The sequence below is a fragment of the Aquiflexum gelatinilyticum genome, assembly GCF_024813435.1.
Taxonomy (GTDB): domain Bacteria; phylum Bacteroidota; class Bacteroidia; order Cytophagales; family Cyclobacteriaceae; genus Cognataquiflexum; species Cognataquiflexum gelatinilyticum.
Genome location: NZ_JANAEZ010000005.1, coordinates 236,194 through 251,509, shown reverse-complemented (window position 1 = coordinate 251,509; position 15,316 = coordinate 236,194). Strand labels below are relative to the sequence as shown.

Annotated in this window: 8 protein-coding genes; 1 reads left to right on the top strand and 7 read right to left on the bottom strand. The window is 41.9% G+C overall.

Annotated features, from left to right (window positions below):
- Positions 1-40: 40 nt before the first annotated feature.
- The 4 genes from NK987_RS13065 to NK987_RS13050 form a co-directional block, all read right to left on the bottom strand.
- A complete protein-coding gene (locus NK987_RS13065; protein WP_259264206.1) occupies positions 41-2,461 on the bottom strand; it encodes an ABC transporter permease in 2,421 nt (806 codons plus the stop codon).
- Positions 2,462-2,562: 101 nt separating this feature from the next.
- Entirely contained in the window at positions 2,563-5,004 is a 2,442-nt protein-coding gene (locus NK987_RS13060) for an ABC transporter permease (protein WP_259264205.1), read from the bottom strand.
- 326 nt (positions 5,005-5,330) lie between these two features.
- On the bottom strand, positions 5,331-7,757 hold the full coding sequence (locus NK987_RS13055; RefSeq protein WP_259264204.1) for an ABC transporter permease: 2,427 nt from the start codon (positions 7,755-7,757) through the stop codon (positions 5,331-5,333).
- Positions 7,758-8,008: 251 nt separating this feature from the next.
- Positions 8,009-8,737 (bottom strand): head GIN domain-containing protein, encoded by a 729-nt coding sequence (locus NK987_RS13050; protein WP_259264203.1) that lies wholly within the window; start codon positions 8,735-8,737, stop codon positions 8,009-8,011.
- A 416-nt stretch (positions 8,738-9,153) separates the two neighbouring features.
- On the opposite strand from NK987_RS13050, the gene NK987_RS13045 reads away from it, so the two are divergent.
- On the top strand, positions 9,154-10,815 hold the full coding sequence (locus NK987_RS13045; protein ID WP_259264202.1) for a DUF7133 domain-containing protein: 1,662 nt from the start codon (positions 9,154-9,156) through the stop codon (positions 10,813-10,815).
- Positions 10,816-11,033: 218 nt separating this feature from the next.
- Here NK987_RS13045 and NK987_RS13040 read toward each other — a convergent pair whose 3' ends face one another.
- From NK987_RS13040 to NK987_RS13030, 3 genes are all read right to left on the bottom strand, one after another.
- Positions 11,034-13,439 carry an ABC transporter permease gene (locus tag NK987_RS13040; protein WP_259264201.1) on the bottom strand — a complete coding sequence of 802 codons (2,406 nt, stop codon included), beginning with the start codon at positions 13,437-13,439 and terminating at the stop codon, positions 11,034-11,036.
- A gap of 409 nt (positions 13,440-13,848) precedes the next feature.
- On the bottom strand, positions 13,849-14,196 hold the full coding sequence (locus NK987_RS13035) for a hypothetical protein (RefSeq protein WP_259264200.1): 348 nt from the start codon (positions 14,194-14,196) through the stop codon (positions 13,849-13,851).
- A gap of 3 nt (positions 14,197-14,199) precedes the next feature.
- Positions 14,200-14,514 carry a hypothetical protein gene (locus NK987_RS13030; RefSeq protein ID WP_259264199.1) on the bottom strand — a complete coding sequence of 105 codons (315 nt, stop codon included), beginning with the start codon at positions 14,512-14,514 and terminating at the stop codon, positions 14,200-14,202.
- Positions 14,515-15,316 lie beyond the last annotated feature (802 nt).

Below are 15,316 nucleotides of genomic sequence, written 5' to 3'. Positions count from 1 at the left end.
CTTTGCGTCTCATATCTCACGTCTCAAATCTTTTGTCTATTTATTCATCCGTCAAACTATCCACCGGATTAGCAATGGCTGCTTTTATTGCTTTAGATCCTACCGTCAATGCGGTGATCAGCAGGGAAACTAACATCACTGAAAAGAATAAACCGACCGACATCGGGGTTTTGAAGGCAAAGGAAGCCAACCATTCCTGCACCATGAAATAGGCTAGCGGAATGGCAATCACAAATGCCAGCAAAACCATTAAGATAAATTCCTTGGAAAGCATCAAGGTAATCTGTGTTACCGATGCGCCAAGGACTTTTCGAATTCCAATTTCTTTTACTTTTTGACCCACCATAAATGACACCAAGCCATAAAGTCCGATACAGGAAATCAAAATGGAAAGCACCGCAAATATTTTATAAACCAAAGCCAGCTTCTGCTCGCTTTCATAAAACGCGGCAATAGATTCATCAAGAAAATTTCCGCTGTAAATTTGTTCCGGATATATTTCTTCAAACTTTCCCTGAATCGCCTCCAGTGTTGCCTTTTGCGCAGATCTGTCAAGGCGAACCGCAACTTGCCTGTAGTTTGGTTTGTTACTCGTAATCAGCAATTGCTTAATTTCTTCGCGAAGTGAATTGACCGTGAAATCTTTTACCACACCTGTGATGGGAACCCAATCTCCGCCACCTCCTAGTCGGATGTTTTTGCCGATGGCTTCCTCCGGGGATGGAATCAAAAGTTTCTTCGCCATGGTCTCGTTGATCACCACATTTCGGATGGTATCACTCATAGGATATCCCTGACCCGCAACAAATTCCATTTCATACAAATCAAAATAGTCCTCGTCTGCAAACTTGAGAAAAGCAGGAAAAACAATGTCCTTACTCTTGTTGTCAAAATAAAAATTCGAAGCGGAGTTGTTGTCCGAGGAGGGTACATCTGAAGCCATACTCGCTCCTATCACGCCGGGAATCCCCAGTAACTGCTGCTTGAATCCTTCAATCCGAACATCTGATTTGGAATCAGTAGGTACATCGATAAAGTAAACCGCATCCTTGTTAAAGCCAAGGTCAGTATTTTGAACCAGATTCATCTGTCTGATTGCAATCAATGTACCGATCATCAGGATCTGTGCAATGGCAAACTGCAATACCACCAAACCTCTTCTGATAGAAACGCCTCCTATCTCTGCGCCTTGAAACTTGTTTTTCAATGCGCGGATAGGCTGAAATTTGGAAATAATCATGGCAGGATAAAAGCCTGCGAGCAAGGTCAGGATAGATATCAAAGCCAACATAAAAAATAAAATAGGCTGCTGAAAGAAACTGATTGTAGCCGGGACATCTGCGATCTTATCCAAAAAAGGCAATAAAAGATTGGCTAATCCAAATGACAAAACAGAAGCCAGCGCGATGGTCAAAAAAGTCTCTCCAAAGGATTGCAAAGCTATTTGGGATTTTGAGCTGCCCATCACTTTGCGCACGCCGATTTCTTTGCTTCTGCCGATGGCCTGTGACGTGCTCAGATTGACAAAGTTGATCGAGGCCATAATCAGAATAAAAACCCCTACAATGATCAAAGTCTGTATCGTTGATTTTCGGACCAATCTTCCGGTCAGCGGCTCCAGATCAGAATTAAAATGGATATCACTCATCGGCTGCAGGTGATGTGTCCTAATAGAAGTTCCCCGACCTTCGAAGTGCTTTTTAGAAAAATCATCCAACTGACTCTGAATCAAAGTCAGATCTGCATTGGGATCCACCAAAACATAGGCCTGAAAATTACTCCCGGTACTCCCCCATTCTCCAAGATCATACCCAAATACATCCTGATGCGATCTGAGTGTCTCATAAGAAACCAAGATGTCAAAATTAAAATTACTGTTTTCAGGTATGTCCGCTACCACCGCACCTACTTCCAAATTCACGCCATTGGTAAGCTGAAGTGATTTCCCTTGTGCAGTTTGCCAAGATCCAAAAAACCTGTCTCCTTCTGCGCGCGTCAAAACAACCATTTCCGGTTGGTTCAAGACCCCTGCACTTCCTGCCAAAAACTCCAAGTCAAACAAGTCTGCATATTCCGATGTGGAGAAAAACAGAGACTCAGATCTAAATTTGTTTATTTCTGAAGGTTTATCATCCGATTGGACATTGACTTGAACATCATAATGGGAAATCACAGGTACCACCTTTTCAAACCTTCCCTGATCTGCCATCAAGGCATCCGGCACAGGATTGGAAACACCGGGTGTTTTTTCGGTGATGTTTTCATATGTATCGTGGGAGACAACCCGGTAGATTTTGTCATAATTGCTTTGAAACTTATCATAACTCAGTTCGTGCTGCACTACGATAAATAGCAACAATGCCGCAGTAATCCCAATAGTCAGACCGAGGATATTGATGGCCCCGATCCATTTGCTTCGTGTAAGAGAGCGCCAGGCGATTTTGAAATAGTTTTTGAGCATGGAAGAAATTGTTGTAGTGGTTGTATTTGTTATGATTGTTGTCAGGTTGTCAATGTTGTGTAGTTCGTTGTCAGGTTGCGTCACCCTGATCCTCCTTGATTTTAATCATTTCTAAGACTTTCAATGGGATTAATGGTTGCCGCCCTATAAGCTTGGGAAAAGATTATCCCCAAACTGATCAACAAAACAGCTCCTACTCCAATCCCGATCGGAACTACTCCGATACTAACCCTAGAGGCGAAGAAATTGAGCCACAAATTATTGATGAAATAGGCTGATGGTACTGCTACCAAAACAGCGATCCCCAATAAGACCAAAAATGCCTTAGATAATAAAAAGACGATCTGAGGCGTACTTGACCCAAGGGTTTTTCTTATCCCGATTTCTTTGATCCGCGTTTGGGCGGTATAGGTTGCCATTCCCAAGAGTCCCAAACAAGAAACAAATACTGCTAAAAAGGAAATCAAACCGATCACGGAGGATACATCACCCAAAACCTGATGTATGAATAACAGCTCTTCGTCCAGAAATTTGTAAGAAAACTTGGAATTCGGATTCACTTCTTTCCAGGATGATTCCAATGCCGCAAGCGTCTCAGCTTGGTTTTGGTTTGAAATTTTAACCAAAGCAAAGCCAAGTTGGTCTTCCCTGTTTCGCAATACCAAGCTTTGCATTTCTCTGATGGATGGAAGAAACTGAAAATCCCTGACCACACCTGCTACCTGCAAATTTTGGTATTCACCGTTAGTATTTATTGTAAATTGCTTCCCGACAGCCTCATCCACACTTCCGAATTTGAATTCCCCTACTGCCTTTTCATTTATCAAGACCAGATTGGGACTTCCTTCAGCAGGAAGGTTAGACCCTGCCAGGATTTCCAATGCAAAAACATCTACTGCTGAGGAATTGATGTCAAAGAAATTGGTGGAAATACTATCCAAAGGAAAATCAGGGTTCACCACATCACTTCCAAAATTCCAACCTCCTGCAGGCAACAGCGATGACGCCCCTACTTCGATGACTGATGGATTGGAAGTTACAGCTTGGGCAAATCTCGAGTAGTTCTCAGTGTTGTAAAGCTTAACGGTAACAATGTTATCCTTTTCAAATCCATAATCGAAATTCAACATATGCATGGATTGTGACTTGATCAGCACTACTGAAATAATGAAAATCAGAGAAATGGAAAACTGTACCACCAACAGGATATTTCTTATCCTCAGGTTTTTGAACAATCGGACTCCACTTAATTTATTGAATAAGTTAATGGGATTCAGTTTGGACACATAGGAAGCAGGAAGCAATCCAGCCAAAATCCCAACAGTAATGCTGAAACCTATAAAAATCAATATTGCAGGTAGATTTTGATCAAAGGATATCTTGAGATACTTGTCAAAAGTCATACCTGCCACGCCTTTTTGGAGTAACTGGAGCAGAAAGAAAGCCAAGACCAATGAGCAAAGGGAAATAACCACAGCTTCAGTAATAAACTGTGCAAAAATCTGTGTCTTGCTTGCACCTGAAACCTTCCTGATCCCTACCTCTCGGATCCTGGTGAGTGCTCTGGCCACCGACATATTGGTATAGTTCAGACAGGCTGATATCATTACAATGATACATAGCACACCCAATATCAACAGGACTACTTTTGGAATCCCAACATGGGTTGTGTTTCCAATTATCCCCATCGGGTTAATTTCTCCCAATGCGACAGCTTTAAAAGAATGTTTGTTCTCAAATTTTGACCCATATATTTCCTCAGAAACTTTATCAAGAATTGATTGAAAGTCGCTTTTTTTCTTGCCTTCCTCCAATAGCACGTAAGTATAATTGGTCCAAACGTTGTTCCAATCCTGCTCATCTGTAGCCAATACCGATCCTTCTGGTAAGGATTTCATTGTACTCATTGAGGCCAAAAGTTTGAAGGGTAGATGGGTTTTGCCGGGATTGGGGTTGAGTACACCTGTGATGGTAAAGTAGCCGAAGTCAGTTTCAATATTGCCTTCCTCAATATCGGTGGCCCTGATATCTTTGTCGTGGAAAGCGACTGTTTTGCCAAGGGCTGATTCATTATTAAATAGTATCTCCGCCAACTCTGAAGTGATGACCAGAGAAAAAGGTTTTTTCAATGCTGTTTCGGGATTTCCTTCCCTGAAAGAAAAATCAAGTATTTTAAAAATGTTCTCATCAGCAAAATAACCTCCTCCCGATGCAAACTTATCTTCATAGATGACATCTCCCCCAATTTCACTGTTGAGGGCCGAAGCCTCAGCTATAATAGGGTATTCCCTTTTCAGTTTTTCAGCCAACGGCAAAGCAGAGCTCGCTGTTTCTCCTTGGTTGGTCTGATACTCCGTCGAATGTACCCTGTAGATTCTATCCTTTTGGCTATGGTAGGAATCATAGCTATACTGGTCCATCACGATCATGATAATCAGCAAACAAATAGACATACTTACCGCCAAGCCAAGGATATTGATTATGCTGAAGGATTTATTCCTTACGAGGTTTCTCCAAGCGATTCTAAAGTAATTTTTGAGCATGGGGTTATGGTTGTAATGTTTGTAGTTGTCACAATTGTTCTCAGCTTCTCGTAGTCGAGTTATCAGGTTGTTGGGTTATCGGAATCCGAAATTCTGAATACATTATTTTAAATTCATCATTTCACATTATCCCACTTCCATGCCATCAGAAAAATGCCTTCTATTTATCAAAAAGGCTGTTTGTGTAATATTTTGCTTAAAAACCCGAACATTTTTGTCCGCCAGTGGGCAAAAATGAAGTGCTGATTTTTTGAGCTGAAAAAAAGAAAAATCCACCCGGTCGATGCCTGAGGTGGATTTTTTGGTTTAGGTTCAACAGGATTTATTTATTCATTCTTTATCGATTTCACCGGATTGGCCAAAGCTGCTTTAATCGCCTGACCTGAAACGGTGACCGCTGCAATCAAACCCGCTACCAAGCCAGCAATCAAAAATACCTGCCAAGAAATCCCTATCCTAAAAGCAAAATCCTCCAACCACTGCGACATGCCATACCAGGATATGGGCACCGCGATCAAAAATCCGAAAAAGACAAGTTTCATAAAGTCTTTGCCCAACAATGTCACAATATTGAATGTCTCTGCTCCCATTACTTTTCGGATTCCTATTTCCCTTGTCCGCTGTTCGGTCTCAAAAGTCGTCAAACCCAACAAACCTAAAATTGAAATCAGTACAGCCAACCCTGCAAAAAAAGTGAAGATGGTCTTCACCTTATTTTCGGCCTCATATTGCCTGTTGAATCCTTCATCCACAAAAAGCGGATCAAAGGGATAATCGGGTCTCAACTGCTGCCATTCCTCTTTCAGGTAGGCCAAAGTCTCTTCTTTCTTTTCTGCATCGATTTTGATGGTCACAAGATTGCTCCGATCCACCGAAATCATAAATACGATCGGAACAATAGGCTGATGAAGCGATTCAAAATGAAAATCCTTCATCACACCTGTCACATAACCTTTTCTGCCGCCATAGTTGAATTGCTTTCCAACAGCTTCCTCAGGACTTGACCAACCGATGGCCCTGATAGCCGCTTCATTTAAGACAAATGCTTCTGTAGAATCTGTCGCCTGTAAATAATCAAAAGTCCTGCCTGCCACGATCGGAATACCGAATGTCTGGGTAAAATTATGGGCAACATGGATATCTGCGATCCGCACATTGACCTGACTCAACTCACCGTTGACTTCTGCAGAAGCGCCTTGTGAATCGAGCAAACGGCCTGATGGAACCCTGCTAGAAATACTCACTTCCCTGATTCCGGGGTGGTTTTCCAGCCGGTCTTTGAGGATCAAATAATTGCCTGTAATATTTTGATTGGCAGGCAGGACCACCAGATCATCCTTCTTGAATCCAAGGTCTTTGGATTGCATAAAATTGAGTTGGCTGATCACTACCAATACCGCCACGATCAGCATGACCGATATGGCAAACTGCCCTGTGACCAAAGCTGACCTGAATTGCTTGTGTCCCGAACCGGCTTTAAAGACACCTTTCAGGACTTTGGAAGGTGTAAATCCAGATAAAAACAAAGCAGGATAACTTCCTGATATCAAACCAACAAAGAGCGCCAAACCTAGCAATCCAAATAAGTACTCAGGATTTTTAATAAGGTTAAAGCTTAATGCTTTATCCGTGAAATTGGCAAAAACCGGCAAGAACACAAATACCAGAATCACGGCAAAAACCAAAGCAATAAATGCCAGGACAAATGACTCTCCCATAAACTGCCTTACCAAACCGGACCTGTCAGCCCCCATCACTTTCCTCAACCCCACTTCCATAGAGCGCAGTGAAGACCGTGCCGTGGATAAATTCATGAAATTGATACAAGCAATCAAAAGGATAAACAGCGCTACTGCCAAATAAACATAGACATAATCGATATTTCCGTTTGGTTCTATTTCTGAATCAAGGTTGGAATGAAGGTGAATATCTGTCAAAGGCCAAAGAAACAATTGGGTACCTTTGGAAGCAGGAACTCCAGCCTGATTTTCGCCCATGTGCCTATCGATCAGCTCGGGCAATTTGGCTTCCAAAACTTCTGCTTTCACACCTTCGGCCAAAAGAAGGTAAGTAGAGAAATTATTGGAACCATAATTTTGCATCATCTGCTCTTCCCCTCCATAAAAATCATTGACAGGCCGCATTGAAGCGAGGAAATCCACCTGAAAATGAGAATTGTCAGGAACATCTTCCATCAGTCCCCGAACCTGAAAAGGGACCCTGTTTCCGACAAGCTCCAATTCCAAGGTTTTTCCGATAGGATTTTCATTGCCAAAATATTTTTTGGCCATGGTCTCAGTCAGGATAATCGCATCGCTGAATTGGCCAAGCACATCAGATTTTCCTTCAAGCAGCTTCCATGAAAACACTTCGAAAACCTCCGGATCAGCGAAAAAAAAGCGCTCCTCTACAAACGCGTCATCATTGTATTTGACCAAAGGGTTGAAATTGAAAAACCTTACTGTTTGTTCCACATCATCTCCAAAGTCAGATTTGATCAGTGGCCCAAAAGGCGGAGCAGCATGGCCAAGGTGAAGACTGATTTCTCCATCCTGATTGAACCAAGCCCGCGAAACCCTTACAATTCGGTCAGAATTTTCATGGTATTTGTCGTAACTCAGTTCATGCTTGACAAACAAAAGAATCAAAATACTTACTGCCATCCCAACAGCCAAACCAAAGATGTTGATCATGACATATAGCGGATGCTTTTTGGTATTTCTGAATACGATTTTGAAATAGGTGCTGACCATGGTTGTAGAGTTCTAGTGGTTGTAGTGGTTATAGTGGTTGTAATTGTTGCCTGCTGTGCGTTGTCATATTTGTCTGCTGCGCGCCTGCCTGCGGTAGGCAGGTTGTCGAGTTCTCGTTATAGTCGAGATGTCAAGTCTTGAATCTTGCGACTTGCATCTTGCATCTCTTTTTCTTTTCGAATCCAACATTTTAAATTTTATCATTCCGAATTCATCATTCCAAAAACTGAATACTGACCACTGATTACTGTCTACTGATCACTCTTTTTAATCACCCTTGCCGAACCTGTAGAGGATATATTGGTACTCTCAGGATTTCCTGAATAATAAACATTTCCGGAACCCGTGGATTTCACATTCAGGTTTTCTACCGCGCCAATGTATGATTGTCCTGAACCTGTTTTGTTGATGCTCGCTTTTTCAGCTACCAATTCAGAACCTTTGAAATCGCCTGAACCTGTTTGGGATACACTAAGCGTTCCTACAGTTCCACCTGCGATGGACACGATTCCCGATCCTGTCAATCCCACAGATAGGTTGTCCGCATTTACGTTTTTCAAAATGACACTCCCTGAACCTGTATTTCCCAAGGAAAGCGACCCTGCAGAAATATCAGATTGCATCTTGATACTTCCCGAACCGGTGCTTTTCAAACCTTCCACTTCCCTGACAGTCACATAGACAGTCAAGCCGATATTCCGGTAATTGCCTTTTTCGAGGGAAATTTTTAAGGTATTGTTTTCAACTTCGGTGATGACTTTGTCCAATGAAATGTTGGTGGATTCCAAGCGGACCTCGTCTTTGTTTCCCTTTTGGACGATGACATCCCAACTTCCGCCTGAGTATATTTTTGTAAAATTACCCGGTGTACGGGTTTCGGTTTGTTGTGCCAACACTGATATGGCGATAAAGAAAAGAGAAAAAGCGAGAATGATGGATTTGCTGTTTTTCATGGCTATAGAATAAGAATTGGTTTCCATATCTTTTTCAGAGATTGTGCCAAAGCCAAAAACAGGCTTAAAGAGTATAAATTGGCAATTTTAAGAACATTCATTGTCCGTACAGGACTGATTTTGTTCGCTCACGGTCAATAAATTGAAGGAAGACTTTGTGAATTTGGATTTAGGAATGCGGAAATGATTAGGATCTGGTAACTTCCTCATTTCTATGGACTCAAAGACCTTGAACCTGTTTTTTACTATTGGTTTTCCCGTGTTTTGATTTGATTCATTGTAATAAATAAATATTCAAATTTCGAATCAAAATTTAATTCCTTTAACCTACATTTAATAGGTTTGAAATAGGGGAAAAATTCATTTAATACAGGTTTTTCTTTTTTTCCATTCTGCAATTCTATCCTTTAAATATTTTAAGTTTTTAACAATCAAAAGCACCTATGACCACAACATGTAAAAAGACCAACAAGGTCTATCTTTTTGTTAAAATAGGCTCCTTTGTTTGTTCGATATTTCTAGCCGTTTTGATTATTTCCTGTCAAAATCAAGGGAAATCCGCACTTGATCAGGAAACAGTTGAAAGGCTGAGGGAGAAAGATATCGATGTTTTTGGTTCTTATGCCATCATCAAACTTCCCATAGAAAAAGGAGTCAAAGTCAGAAATCCTGTTAAAATCATCTTGGGACCGGACAGTGTACTGTATGTAGCAAACAACACCGGAGAAATCTATTCGCTCCATGATTCTGATGGAGATGGTTGGGAAGATGAGGCAAGGCTGTTTTGTAATGTGAAAGATGATGGACTCCGCACTCCTGTCGGCCTTTTATTCAAAGGCAATGAACTTTATGTTGGCACTGCACAAGAAATCCGGATTTATACAGACCAAGACGGTGATGGGAAAGCTGATATTAGCAAAACATTTTTTGATAAAATACCTCAATCCGAACATCCCTATGAATTTACTTCCGGATTGACTTTTGGGCCTGATGGCTACTTATATGTTGTTTTGTCCACAGATTCATGGAATGCAGGCGCAGCCGCGGATCCCGATGGATTTAGAGGTGCGGTACTCCGAATCAGCCCTGACGGAAAAGAAGTAGAAAAATTTGTTACAGGAGTGAGATCAGTCCACAGTATGGTTTTCAATCAATACAATGACCTCTTGTTTATAGACAATGGCGGCGGAGGAAATCCCACCGAAGAACTCAATCGCGCACAGCAGGGCAAATTCTATGGACACCATCCTGCTAAATACAACAATCCTGAATCCAAGGAATTACCGATCCACAATTTTGTCTCCGAAGTGGCACCTGCAGGAATGGTTTTCAATCCCATGACAAATGATTTTGGAGGAACTGAAGGTGACCTTTTTGTATCATTTTTTGGACCGGGTGAAAGATGGGAACGGGGTGCTATCAGTAGGTTGGAAATAGAACGTCAAGAAGACGGAACCTACCAAATTGAGGAAATACCGGTAGCCAAAAGAATTCCGAAAATATCCGATTTGGCATTTGGGTCAAATGGTGACCTTTACATTACCCATGTCGGAAAGACCGACTATTGGTATCAGCCTATCGAACAGATAGAAGGGGCCATTTACAGAATGACCTATGCCCCTTGGATCAAACCAATGCCGCGCGAAATGCTCGCTGAAGAAAAATCGTCTTCCTCCTCAGAAGATGTTTTGGCTGCAGGAAAACAGCTTTTTGCCGAAAAAGCCTGTAGCGCCTGTCACAGTGTAGATGGTAAAAGTGACTTAATCGGTCCTGACCTCATGGACATTGGAAAATTCTATTCCAAAACTGAATTGCTGGAGGAAATCAACAATCCTTCCCTACGGTTAAAACCCGGAATGATTGCTACTAAAATCACCAATGTGAATGGTGAGGTATTTTTGGGAAGAGTTGTGGGTACGGACCAGGATTATATCAAGTTGATGGTTATTGGAAACCGTGTCCTGGATATTCCAAAGGCTGAAGTGAAAAGTGAAGAATCATACGAAAAGTCATTGATGTATAACGGCTTGCTCAATGGTATGAGCGAAGAAGAGACTGACGCCCTTTTGTCTTATATCATCAATTTGAAAGAGGAAAATGATTAGGGTCAAATAGGAACAATTGCAGGGAATAAATTTTTTTCGAAAGATCCGGAGAAACAGAAATGGAATCCGTAGCAATTGTTTACCTCCCCTAAATCGAATAATCTTTAACTCTTTACCCTTTTCACATTATTTCGCCAATTTTTGTGTCTCCACAAACATTTTTCCTTTTTCTCAATGCCTTCCGTGCCCCCTGTGAACTCTGGGGTGATTTATAAATTTCATTCATCCTTAATGGAATCCACGGGATTGGCCCAAGCGGCTTTCAAAGCCTGCGAACCCACAGTCACCAATGCGATCAACAAGGTCAGACCTCCCGCTAACAGGAATGTGGAAAATGAGATTCCTGCTTTGTACGGAAATCCTGACTGCCATGTATCCAATGCCCACCAGGAAAAAGGAAAGGCCAACAGCAAAGCAATCCCCACCAAGATGACAAAATCCTTGCTGACAAGTTGGATAAGGCTTTCACTGCTGGCGCCAAGTACTTTGCGGATTCCGATTTCCTTGGATTTTTGTTGGACAGTGTAGGCTGCCAAGGCAAACAAACCCATGCAGGATATCATAATGGCAATGATCCCTCCTACCAAAAATGCCTGTCCTAACTGCTGTTCCTGTTTGTATTGCACGGCATACCGTTCGTCCATGAAGAAATAGGAAAAGGGATTTCCGGGAAAAATTCCCTCATAAATCTCCTCGATAGATTCTAGGTTGGCCCTCATTTGGTTGCTGCTGACGACCATGCTGAAATACCCCGATGCTTGTGATGGTAAAAAAACCATCGGCTTGATCTCTTCTTTCAAAGACATGTGGTGGTAATCCTTGACCACAGCCAAAATTTCGTAAGGGTCTCCCCACAGGATACTTTGCCCCACTGCCGCTTCACCGGATTCAAATCCCAATTCCAATGCTGCTTTTTCATTGAGCATGAGTTTTTTGGAATTACCCCATCCTTGACTTGCTTCTTCGGTAGTGAAATTTCTTCCTGCCACCAAGGTCATCCCATAGGTATTGACAAATTCATCATCCATGATCATCATGCCATAGGATTTGTCTTTGTCCTCTGGACGGGGTACCATCGGCGTGATGCCACTCGCAAAGAAATTGTATCCGATTCCCGGCAAGGCATTGGAAGTGCTTAATTTCTCCACAAAAGCCTGTGACCTGACCGTTGATTTGAAAGCTGATATTTTGGAAGCTCCGTTTTCACCGATATCACTTGGCCCATCTATCACCAACTTCTGTGTGAGGTCCATTCCCAGATTTTGGTTTTGCATAAAACTGAGTTGGTCGCGGATGGCGATGGTACCTACGATGATGGTCACCGATATGGCAAACTGCAGGATGACAAGTGATTTCTTGAGCGTTTGACTGCTTTTTGGCTGAAAATTGATCTGAAACTGATGTCCAAATTTCCCGGAAAGTGCCACCACATAAAATCCTGAAAGAAGGGTACAAAGCATGAATATGGCAAAAACCACCAACCAAAATACCGGCAATGCATATGCCCCAAACCAAAGCGCCTGTCCGAATATTTTCTCAAACCGACTTTCCAACAGATTGACAATCAAAAAAGAAATCCCGAATGCAAATGCCATCAGCATCAAAGTCTCTATCATAAACTGCTGTGCAAGCTGCCAACTACCGGCGCCCAGCACTTTTCTCATCCGGATTTCCTTGATCCTTGTCAGGATGTTTGCAGCGGAAAGGTTCAGGTAATTGACATAAGCTATTGCCAATATCAACAAAGCAATGGCTGCGAAAACCAGCACAGTGCCCATACTTCCCTGTGTTGGCAAAGGATCAGATAAGGAATTGCCCAAATGGATCTCAGAAAGCGACTGCAAGATGACAGTTTCGTCCTTGGCATCCGGATTTTGCCTTACAAATTGCGTGATCAGGTTTTCTGTGTTTGATTTGTCAACTCCGTCTTTGAGGGTGACGAAGAGGTTGACAAAACCGGATTCCATTCCATTGGGGTCTGCCCAATCGTTTCCATTGCGGTTGGCTGCATTTTCCAAAGTATGGATGGAGAGAAAGATCTCTCCTTTGATATCAGACCTGTCAGAAATTTCATCCAAAATCCCGCTGACGGTATAGTCGGTTTTGCCAAATTGGTTGCTCACCTGAATGGTTTTGCCTATCCCGTTTTCACTGCCAAAAAACTTCTTTGCCAATGTAGCTGAAATTACCACCGAATTTGGTTGGGTCAGATCGGCATTTCCTTTAAATATTGGAAAGGAAAATGCCTTGAAAAAATCCCCGTCCGCATACATGATCCGATCCTCTTTGAAAGATTCCTTGGTATCGGGGATGATGACCAATCCACCTGCTATCTGACTTGCCAAGGTATTGACTTGGGCTATATCCGTAAACTGTGATTCCATTACCGCTGCATATCCGGGAGGAAGAAAAATCTCAGGTTCACTGTTTCCATCAGTCAGCACCAACCTGAATATGTTGTCCTTATTCTCATGAAAATCATTGTAGGTCCATTCAGATGCTACAAAAGAAAACAGCAACAGGAAAGAACTTAGGCCCAAGACCAAACCGGTGAGGTTGATAGAAGTAAAAAGCTTTCTTTTGGATAGACTTCTCCAGGCAATGCGAAGGTAACTGTGGATCATGGGAGTATAAAATGAGGGTTTGGGAAAAGGGACAAAAGAGAAACAAGCTTCAATTGATATTGTTGGCTTTGCCAGTTCTATGCCACAGAAAGAGGCCTAAATTGAAAGAATTAAGCGATTTGTCCGCCTACGCACAATCTCTACCCGATCAACTTCGTCCGAATTCGGTCAATTGGTTAGTGAAAAAAATTGAACTCAACTTTTGATTGAAGAGAGAAAAGTCAAAAGGTTCAAAAAGCTATGGTTGGGAATTACAGGATCTGAAAAAAATAACGTTTTGGCGCTTGGCGAAGAAGCGGATTTCGAAGCACTAAACTGTCTGCCAGCACTGAGCTTGATACGAAGCACAAATCTTCATTTAAGCACTGCACCCGCTTTTTTGCCAAACGCCTGTTAGCGGGTCGTTGTTCTATTTTCGCTTGTAATTGTCCAACCATATTTTAAATCCCATTGCTTCTGCCGAGTCTCCGTCAGCTTGTTGTTTAATTATGTTCAATGCTTTTTCTTCAATTGTCTTGTCTGTTGGAATACGTTCTAAAATATGAACTGCTGCCCAAACATTAGTTTTATTTTCAGTTTTATCTAAAAGCTTTGCAAAATCTTCAATTGTGTCCATTGTATGTTCGTAACCGATTTTTTCTGCTATCTCGTACATTTTGTCAACTGATTTGTTATGAAGTTTAACAGATTTCTTGTCGCCATAATCCGTCGAAGCACAAGTCTTTGTAAGCTCTATATATTCCTGAATTAAGTTCATTGTTTATTCTTTAACGTCATTTGAGCATTCTTGAAAAGTCATATTAAAGTCTCGCTGTCTTTTGTAATTTAAGTCGCCACTTAATTTTTCATATTCTGCCCAAAGCATAACATCTCTTGTGTCAAAAGTTGCCGATTCAATATATTTATTCAAGTCTGTCAAGTTTCCCTTTGCTAAAAATATGATACAGCGAATAACTCTGTCTGTTTTCAGATAGTCAACTTTGTTGATTGCGTCAATTAACATTGTCGTTGCCGTGTTTGCATTCTCTCCAAAGTCAGTTTGTATTCTTGCTTTTATGTCGTCTTTAAATGTCATTCGTTGGTGTCGTCTTACAATGCCCGCTAACGTTTTGCTTTATTCTATAATAGGGGAAAGCATCCATATAGCATGCTTTCCCTAATATTGTGGAAATAACCCATTTGTCAAACTTACCTTTTCTTTGACAAACAAAAAATCCCGTGATCGGGGTATTTTTTAATAGAGAAAGAAAAAAAATGGATTTTCAAAAATATAAGGGTGGAATTGCATGCCGATAGCTATTGACATCCATCATGTCCAAGGAAAAAGCCTTATAGCCTACTCCAATACCTTACAGGCCTGTCCAAAAATATCACCTCACCCACTTCGGAGAACCATCGTGTCGCCTAAAAGCTGACAGCGAGAACCAAAAAGGTGAGACGGGTCACTTCCGAGGCGAGAGCGAGGAGCAAAAAGGTGACACGGGTTACCAAAATGGTGAGACGAGTCACCAAAAAGGTGACAGCGAGGTGCAAAAAGATAAGACGGGTTACCTAAAAGGCGAGACGTGTCACCTCCGAGGCGACCCGTGTCAGCAAAAAGGCGACCCGTGTCAGTAAAAAGGTGACTTGGGTAGGTAATGAAGTGGAGGGGGGTACTTCGGAAGTACCCCCCTCCACTTGGGAAGTACCCCCTTTGGGCAAAATACTCCTACCTCCCGGTTCTCGAGAAAGGTATTTCTTGGCTTGGGAAGAATTCAGGATTTTTTATCAGCGATCAGCTGCCAAGGGTTGAACTTCTCGGAATTGGAATTACAAATTCCAAAGAATAAAAGGGTGGAATTACAAATCTCACCCAGTCTAATTTCAATTGTCTAAAC

Bases quoted from the DNA above. Each gene is read 5' to 3' on its own strand.
- NK987_RS13065 (WP_259264206.1), bottom strand. From the start codon at position 2,461: ATGCTCAAAAACTATTTCAAAATCGCCTGGCGCTCTCTTACACGAAGC.
- NK987_RS13060 (WP_259264205.1), bottom strand. From the start codon at position 5,004: ATGCTCAAAAATTACTTTAGAATCGCTTGGAGAAACCTCGTAAGGAAT.
- NK987_RS13055 (WP_259264204.1), bottom strand. From the start codon at position 7,757: ATGGTCAGCACCTATTTCAAAATCGTATTCAGAAATACCAAAAAGCAT.
- NK987_RS13050 (WP_259264203.1), bottom strand. From the start codon at position 8,737: ATGGAAACCAATTCTTATTCTATAGCCATGAAAAACAGCAAATCCATC.
- NK987_RS13045 (WP_259264202.1), top strand. From the start codon at position 9,154: ATGACCACAACATGTAAAAAGACCAACAAGGTCTATCTTTTTGTTAAA.
- NK987_RS13040 (WP_259264201.1), bottom strand. From the start codon at position 13,439: ATGATCCACAGTTACCTTCGCATTGCCTGGAGAAGTCTATCCAAAAGA.
- NK987_RS13035 (WP_259264200.1), bottom strand. From the start codon at position 14,196: ATGAACTTAATTCAGGAATATATAGAGCTTACAAAGACTTGTGCTTCG.
- NK987_RS13030 (WP_259264199.1), bottom strand. From the start codon at position 14,514: ATGACATTTAAAGACGACATAAAAGCAAGAATACAAACTGACTTTGGA.